Source organism: uncultured Sphingorhabdus sp., assembly GCF_937872355.1.
Lineage (GTDB): Bacteria > Pseudomonadota > Alphaproteobacteria > Sphingomonadales > Sphingomonadaceae > Sphingorhabdus_B.
Map to the genome: position 1 here is coordinate 25,281 of NZ_CALMSV010000149.1, position 6,774 is coordinate 32,054.

Consider the following 6,774-nt stretch of genomic DNA (forward strand, 5'->3'; position numbering starts at 1 on the left):
GGCCCTAAGACTCGGTTTTGCCCCTCAACATGTCTGATGGTGACAGAAAAGTGGCGCGCTTACAATGGCCTTATCTCAATATGTAAAATCGCATAGGCAATAAAAAAGGGGCCGTTCCATAACGGAACAGCCCCTGATTAGAACCTTGGATAGGTCTTACTTCTTGGCGCTCTTCAGAGCTTCGCCCAGAATGTCGCCGAGCGAAGCGCCCGAATCCGACGAACCATATTGCTCGACAGCCTGCTTTTCTTCGGCCAGCTGAAGCGCCTTGATCGAGAAGTTCGGCTTTTTCGAGCGATCGAAACCAGTGATCATCGCATCGAACTTCTGGCCAACCTGGAAGCGGTCAGGGCGCTGTTCGTCGCGGTCACGGCCAAGATCGGCACGCTTGATGAAGCCGGTCGCACCGTCTTCGCCAGCCTGCACTTCGAGCCCACCATCGCGGACTTCGAGAACGGTAACGGTAACGGTCGCACCCTTCTTCAGGCCGCTCGACGAAACGGCACCACCGGCGGTCGGTGCACCCTTTTCAAGCTGCTTGATGCCAAGGCTGATGCGTTCTTTTTCGGCATCGATGTCGAGAACGACTGCCTTGACCATTTCACCCTTGCGGTGAAGGTGCAGCGCGTCTTCGCCCGAAATGCCCCATGCGATATCCGACATGTGGACCATGCCGTCGACATCGCCATCGAGGCCGATGAACAGGCCGAATTCGGTCGCGTTCTTGACTTCGCCTTCGACGGTCGAACCAACCGGGTGCTTCTCAGCAAAGGCTTCCCAAGGATTGGCTTGGGCTTGCTTAAGGCCAAGGCTGATGCGACGCTTTTCCAGATCAACGTCGAGAACGACAACGTCGACTTCCTGGCTGGTCGAAACGATCTTGCCGGGATGCACGTTCTTCTTGGTCCAGGACATTTCCGAAACGTGGACCAGACCTTCGATGCCGGCTTCGAGTTCGATAAAGGCACCATATTCGGTGATGTTGGTGACGGCGCCATGCAAACGTGCGCCGACCGGATATTTCGCAACGGCACCTTCCCACGGATCCGATTCCAGCTGCTTCATGCCGAGGCTGATGCGCTGTGTATCGCGGTTGATGCGGACGATCTGCACCTTCACCGTGTCGCCAATGTTGATCATTTCCGACGGGTGGTTGATGCGCTTGTAGCTGATGTCGGTGACGTGCAGCAGGCCATCGATGCCGCCCAGATCAACGAACGCACCATAATCGGTGATGTTCTTGACAACGCCTTCGATGATCTGGCCTTCGGTCAGGTTCTGGATCAGGCCCGAACGCTGTTCAGCACGGGTTTCTTCGAGGATGGCGCGACGCGAAACGACGATATTGCCACGGCGACGGTCCATCTTCAGGATCTGGAAGGGCTGTGCAATGTCCATCAGGGGGCCAACGTCGCGCACGGGGCGAACATCAACCTGCGAGCCAGGAAGGAACGCAACGGCGCCGCCGAGGTCGACAGTGAAGCCGCCCTTCACGCGGCCAAAGATAACGCCATCGACGCGGTTGCCAGCGGCGAACTCGCCTTCCAGCTTGTCCCAAGCGGCTTCACGGCGTGCGCGATCGCGCGACAGCACGGCTTCACCGTTCATGTTTTCGACGCGATCGACATAGACTTCGACTTCGTCACCGACGTTGAGGTCAGCTTTCTGGCCGGGCATCGAGAATTCGCGCAGGGCTACGCGGCCTTCGCTCTTGAGGCCGACGTCGATCATCGCGAAGTCGTTTTCGATTGCGGTTACGGTGCCTTTGACGACGCGGCCTTCAAAGCCGCCTTCTGCACCACCGAGTGATTCGTTGAGCAACGCTTCAAAATCGTTGCGGGTAGGGTTAGGCGAAGTTGCCATGGTTAGAGTTCCTTGTTTACGCTTTATCCGGCCAATCGGTTGGTTCCGATGGTCTTTGACCAGACTGCCCCGGCAGCCCCATGCTGCAAAGGCATTCTCCAAACTTTTGCTTTGATTTCAGCGATTTGATAGATACCAACACAAACAGGACAATGCGGTGCAAGTTACGCCCAGTGGCGTCTTGCCGCATACCCGAAAAATAATGCTAGCTTGGTCGGCCTCTATACGGGCCGATTCTCTATCTTCGCGTCCACCAGCGCAATCGCCCTTTGAACGGCCGCGCCTATAGTCAAATTGCCGGTATCAAGCAAGTGCGCGTCTTCTGCAGCTTTCAGCGGGGCATCGGCGCGTTCGCTGTCGCGTTTGTCGCGGGCGCGGATATCTGCGAGGATAGTTTCATAATCGACAACCTGTCCACGCCTCTGCATTTCCTTGAAGCGGCGCTCGGCCCGGATTTCGGCAGAGGCAGTGACGAAGAGTTTCACATCGGCATGCGGCGCGATCACCGTTCCGATGTCGCGTCCATCGAGCACCGCGCCGCCGGTCTGGTTGGCAAAATCGACCTGGCGTTTGTTAAGCGCTGCGCGCACCTCCGGATGGACCGATACGCGGCTGGCCAGCCCGCCGGTCGCCTCGTCGCGCAGCACAGGGTCATCAAGCAATTCGTCGGGGAAGTCGCATGCAGCAAATGCGTCTGCTGAATTGTCGGCATTGCCACCATTCAACGCTACTTGCCGGCCTACTGCGCGATAGAGCAGTCCGGTGTCGAGCCAGGGCAGACCATAATGCGCAGCAAGAGCCTTCGATATTGTTCCTTTGCCCGACGCGGTAGGTCCGTCGACTGCGATAATCATGCGCCAGCAAGCCCGGTCAGCATTGCCTCAAAAGTCGGAAAGCTGGTCGCGATCGGTGAAACATCGTCAACGGTCACTGCCGCGCGTACATTCTGTCCGGCGACCGCAAAGCTCATGGCAATCCGATGATCCAGCGCGCTGGCGACAGTCGCGCCGCCTGCGAGCGGATCGCCGCCGTTGCCATCAATCACAAGGCCGTCTTCGCGTTCCTCAACGCGCGCTCCTCCGGCGACCACACCTGCCGCCATCAGTGCCAACCGGTCGCTTTCCTTGACGCGCAGTTCGTCGAGGCCGCTCGTTGTCGTGCGTCCCTCAGCCATGCTGGCCGCGACGAAAAACACCGGAAACTCATCGATCATGCTTGGTGCGACGTCGGGGGGGGCTTCGATGCCCTTCAATGCCGAATGGCGCGCTGTGATATCTGCAACCGGTTCGCCACCAACAACGCGCTCGTTAGAATATGTGAGATCCGCGCCCATCGCCTCCAGCATTTTGTATATGCCGGTGCGGGTCGGGTTCATGCCGACATGGGTTACGGTGACTTCGCTGCCCGGGGTAACGAGTGCGGCGACGATTGGAAATGCCGCAGAAGATGGGTCACCCGGAACTTCGATGGTCTGCGGTTTCAATTCAGCCTCGCCGATGAGGCGGATGTGGCGAGTGCCTTGCCCATCGGCTTCAACTGTCAAGCCGGCGCCAAAGCCTGCCAGCATCCGTTCGCTATGGTCGCGTGTTGGCACTGGTTCGATCACTTCAGTAATACCCGGCGTATTGAGTCCCGCAAGGAGCACGGCCGATTTCACTTGGGCCGAAGCGACGGGCAGGCGATAGCTGATTGGTACGGCAGGACACATCCCCCGCACCATCAATGGCAAGCGACCGCCCGGGCTGGCGTTGAACTCTGCACCTGTCAGAGACAGTGGATCAATCACCCGGCCCATCGGGCGTTTCGACAAGCTGGCGTCGCCGATGAAGGTTGCGCTAATCTCGTGGCTCGCCACCAAGCCCATCAGTAATCGCGTCGAAGTGCCGCTATTGCCCATGTCCAGTGCGTTCTGCGGTTGTAGCAATCCGCCAACACCGACACCGTTGATACGCCATTCGCCATCGTCGGTGCGTTCGATGGTCGCGCCCATGGCGCGCATTGCGGCGGCAGTCGCCAGTACATCCTCACCCTCCAGCAAGCCGGATACGCGGCTCTCGCCTATGGCAAGTGCGGACAGCATCAACGAACGGTGGCTAATCGACTTGTCGCCGGGCACCTTCACCGTGCCGCGAAGCGGACCGCGAGCGGCGAAAGAGACGGGGCGTGGCTGGGCGCTGTGCATAGGTGAGGTGCTTTGCTTTCACACTGCCCGCAAGTCAACGCTTACACTAATTTTTGACAGGGGCGTTCCGCTGTGGCAAGGGCGGCGCCTGTTTGCAGCGAGTCTCTTCCGCGAGCCCGCATTTCACGCAATTTTGAAAGGATTACAGGCCCACCATGGTGAAGGCTGAATGGGGAACCAAGCGCACTTGCCCGAAATGCGGCACGCGATTCTACGATCTGACCAAGGACGAGCCGGTTGAATGCATTGAATGCGGCAACCAGTGGACGCCTGAACCGGTGCTGAAATCAAAGCAACCGCTGCCCTTCGAAGAAGTAGAGAAGAAGCAGGATGATGCCGATCTTGGCGACGATGATCTCGACATCGATGTCGATGCGGTCGACGGCGATGTCTCGCCTGACAATGATGTCGATCTGGGCGGCGATGATGACCTTGGCGTTGCCGGCACAGACGGCGACGGCGACGAGCAATAAGGATTGAACAAGCGGGAAGGTGGCTCTGCTATTTTCCCGCTTGCAATGGCAGGGGCAGTGCGGCTAAAGGCGCGCCTCTGAATTACATAGCCGCCCTAAATCGCGGCGTTCGGGGCCTTAGCTCAGCTGGTAGAGCGCTACACTGGCAGTGTAGAGGTCAGGGGTTCGACTCCCCTAGGCTCCACCAACGCTTTGTTAAAGCGTTGTTCCTAAAAAACATTATTTCTACCAGATAGTTAGCTTTTGGCGATGGTATACATTAGTGGTATACAAAGGCATGGCGGCTATGGCGCAGACCCACCGATTAATTCTTCGCGGAAAGACCTAGTACTATTTCCGTCGGGTGCCCAATAATGCGGTAGCTGCATACGGTCGCAAACTGATAAAAGTTTCGCTTAAAACTTCCAGTCTCTCGAAAGCTAAGCAACTTCGATCAATCAAAGACGTCGAGTACGACGCGTTGTTCGAAAGCCTCCTTAAAGCTGGAATTTCTAAGTCTGAGGGTTTGCCGGGTTCAACTGCCACGGTGTCGTGGGATAACACGCTCGAGCACATTCGAAATCTGGTGGCTGAGCTAGACAGCGATGCGATCAAAAGATTGCAGAATGATCCTCCGTTGAACGAAATGGAGCGTAGGGAGCTGATCAGGGAAGTCGAGGAAGAGCTGCAGATTCTGCTAAACCTAAACGATCCACGCCGCGCCCAGCTTGAACAATGGTTGAAGAATAGGCTTGGTGATAAAGCTCCGGGGGCATTCGCAGACGAAAGCACACCAAAACTTTCTGGGTATCTACAACGAGCGTTGGTCGAACTGAATAAGCGTAAGCTTTTCAGGTTGCAGGATCAGTATGACCGTAAGTTCATAGATGCTCTGTTTGGCCCACAGGCAAAGGTTATTACATTTGGATCGCTATGCGCAGATTTTTTGGCCGAGACACAGGACCGGAACACGATAAATTCGGTAGGCCTGAAGCGGCTCGATAAAGTCAAATCCGCCGTGGAAACTATAATTGAAATTGTAGGCCCTGAGTACGCGGTCGCAGAAATCGACGATTACCCCGATGACCACGATGAGCGCCAAGTTTCTGCTTCATTTAGTCAGATAACCACTATTAACGACCCGTGCGGTCTTGCCAAGTTGATTTGGCGTCTCTCGGAAAGAACTGAAACACGCTCTGCGCCTTCTTGCGCGTGGCAGTCCACTTTGCGCACGAAAAGCATTGGACTCGGCGCTGACGAATCCAGTCGAAACGAATGTCGCGATTGGAGCAACTGCTCACCAGTCTGCAATGTTGCGAATGTCTCCTAATGCCATTTTCACTTGTACATCGACAGCGCTTCATTTGTGTCCATTGGATTGAACACTCTGTTCGACCAACAGATTTACGAGACCAATCGCTCTACCGCTCCGGTAGAGCGGCAGAGCTTAATGGCCCGAACCCAACACAATCGCTGGAAAGCTCCTTCAATCGGACCCCAGATGCATTTGGTCCGATGGCACCGTTCACGTCCTACTCGTGTATCTCGACCAATGAACTGACATAACCGGCGCCACCCGCGCCGGAATCTTCCACTTCAACATAATAGGCCAGCTTGTGGCCATCCTTGGTTGGCAGGCTGGCCCGCCACGAGCCACTGTCGCTAACCATCGGTACCGATTCCCATTTGGCAGCGCGCCAATCACGGTTGTACCTGTTGTAGGAATAATAAAGCTTCACTGCCACCGGTGGTGGTGCCGAGGTCAGCGTTGCCGATACGCGCAACTGGCCGGACTCCTCTGTGCCCTTGGCAGTTATCTTGGAGATTGGTCGATCCAGAAAAGTATGCGCCAGCCACATGCGCCATGCCGCCAGGTGCTTGGGCGACACCCAGGTGTGCCTAACGTTGTCGAGAGCGACGAATGCCTTGTCACCTTGCAGTTCCTGCATCATGCTGTCGGCCGCACCGAGCGCAAAGAACTGGTCGTTGGTGCCCAGCACAACGAAATATTTGGCCTTGATCTGATCGCGCCAAATATAGGGGTCGAATCGCTTGATGATCTCTAGGCCGAAGGGGTTATTGATCGTGTGCAGCAACTCCTCGGCTGACATGTGTCCCGGGCCGGTGCGATTGTTTTCCGGTCCCCGCACCGATGGCCCGAATTCAGCGAACTGCTTCGCGACGCCGTACAGAGTGTTCCCGCCAGTGTAGCAGGCCGACATGATGCCGGCCACCCGATCGGGATCTACCCCGGTAGCGAGGCTGACGGCTGCCCCC

5 protein-coding genes, 1 tRNA gene and 1 pseudogene are annotated in these 6,774 nt (G+C 56.8%); 3 read left to right on the top strand and 4 right to left on the bottom strand.

Annotated features, from left to right (window positions below):
• Window positions 1-156: 156 nt before the first annotated feature.
• The 3 genes from rpsA to aroA all read right to left on the bottom strand — a co-directional run bounded on the left by rpsA (window position 157) and on the right by aroA (window position 4,045).
• Window positions 157-1,863 (bottom strand): 30S ribosomal protein S1, encoded by a 1,707-nt coding sequence (gene rpsA, locus Q0239_RS09445; RefSeq protein WP_298601745.1) that lies wholly within the window; start codon window positions 1,861-1,863, stop codon window positions 157-159.
• A 221-nt stretch (window positions 1,864-2,084) separates the two neighbouring features.
• Window positions 2,085-2,717 (bottom strand): d(CMP) kinase, encoded by a 633-nt coding sequence (locus Q0239_RS09450; RefSeq protein WP_298601748.1) that lies wholly within the window; start codon window positions 2,715-2,717, stop codon window positions 2,085-2,087.
• A complete protein-coding gene (gene aroA, locus Q0239_RS09455; RefSeq protein WP_298601750.1) occupies window positions 2,714-4,045 on the bottom strand; it encodes a 3-phosphoshikimate 1-carboxyvinyltransferase in 1,332 nt (443 codons plus the stop codon). Before aroA ends, Q0239_RS09450 begins: the two co-directional genes overlap by 4 nt.
• A 155-nt stretch (window positions 4,046-4,200) precedes the next feature.
• Between aroA and Q0239_RS09460 the strand changes: the two genes are divergently transcribed.
• The 3 genes and pseudogenes from Q0239_RS09460 to Q0239_RS09470 all read left to right on the top strand — a co-directional run.
• Complete coding sequence (locus tag Q0239_RS09460) at window positions 4,201-4,518, top strand: TIGR02300 family protein (RefSeq protein WP_298601753.1); 318 nt, start codon at window positions 4,201-4,203, stop codon at window positions 4,516-4,518.
• Between the two features lie 111 nt (window positions 4,519-4,629).
• A tRNA-Ala gene (locus tag Q0239_RS09465) sits at window positions 4,630-4,705 on the top strand.
• 153 nt (window positions 4,706-4,858) lie between these two features.
• A pseudogene (locus tag Q0239_RS09470) lies at window positions 4,859-5,827 on the top strand (DUF6538 domain-containing protein); the annotation flags it as partial.
• Between the two features lie 202 nt (window positions 5,828-6,029).
• On the opposite strand, the gene Q0239_RS09475 reads toward Q0239_RS09470, so the two are convergent.
• Window positions 6,030-6,774 (bottom strand): PhoPQ-activated protein PqaA family protein (locus Q0239_RS09475; RefSeq protein WP_298601758.1); only part of this gene is annotated, 745 nt, incomplete at its 5' end.

What these genes read in the sequence shown, in the direction of transcription:
- aroA (WP_298601750.1), bottom strand. Translation starts at nt 4,045, where the DNA reads ATGCACAGCGCCCAGCCACGCCCCGTCTCTTTCGCCGCTCGCGGTCCG.
- rpsA (WP_298601745.1), bottom strand. Translation starts at nt 1,863, where the DNA reads ATGGCAACTTCGCCTAACCCTACCCGCAACGATTTTGAAGCGTTGCTC.
- Q0239_RS09450 (WP_298601748.1), bottom strand. Translation starts at nt 2,717, where the DNA reads ATGATTATCGCAGTCGACGGACCTACCGCGTCGGGCAAAGGAACAATA.
- Q0239_RS09460 (WP_298601753.1), top strand. Translation starts at nt 4,201, where the DNA reads ATGGTGAAGGCTGAATGGGGAACCAAGCGCACTTGCCCGAAATGCGGC.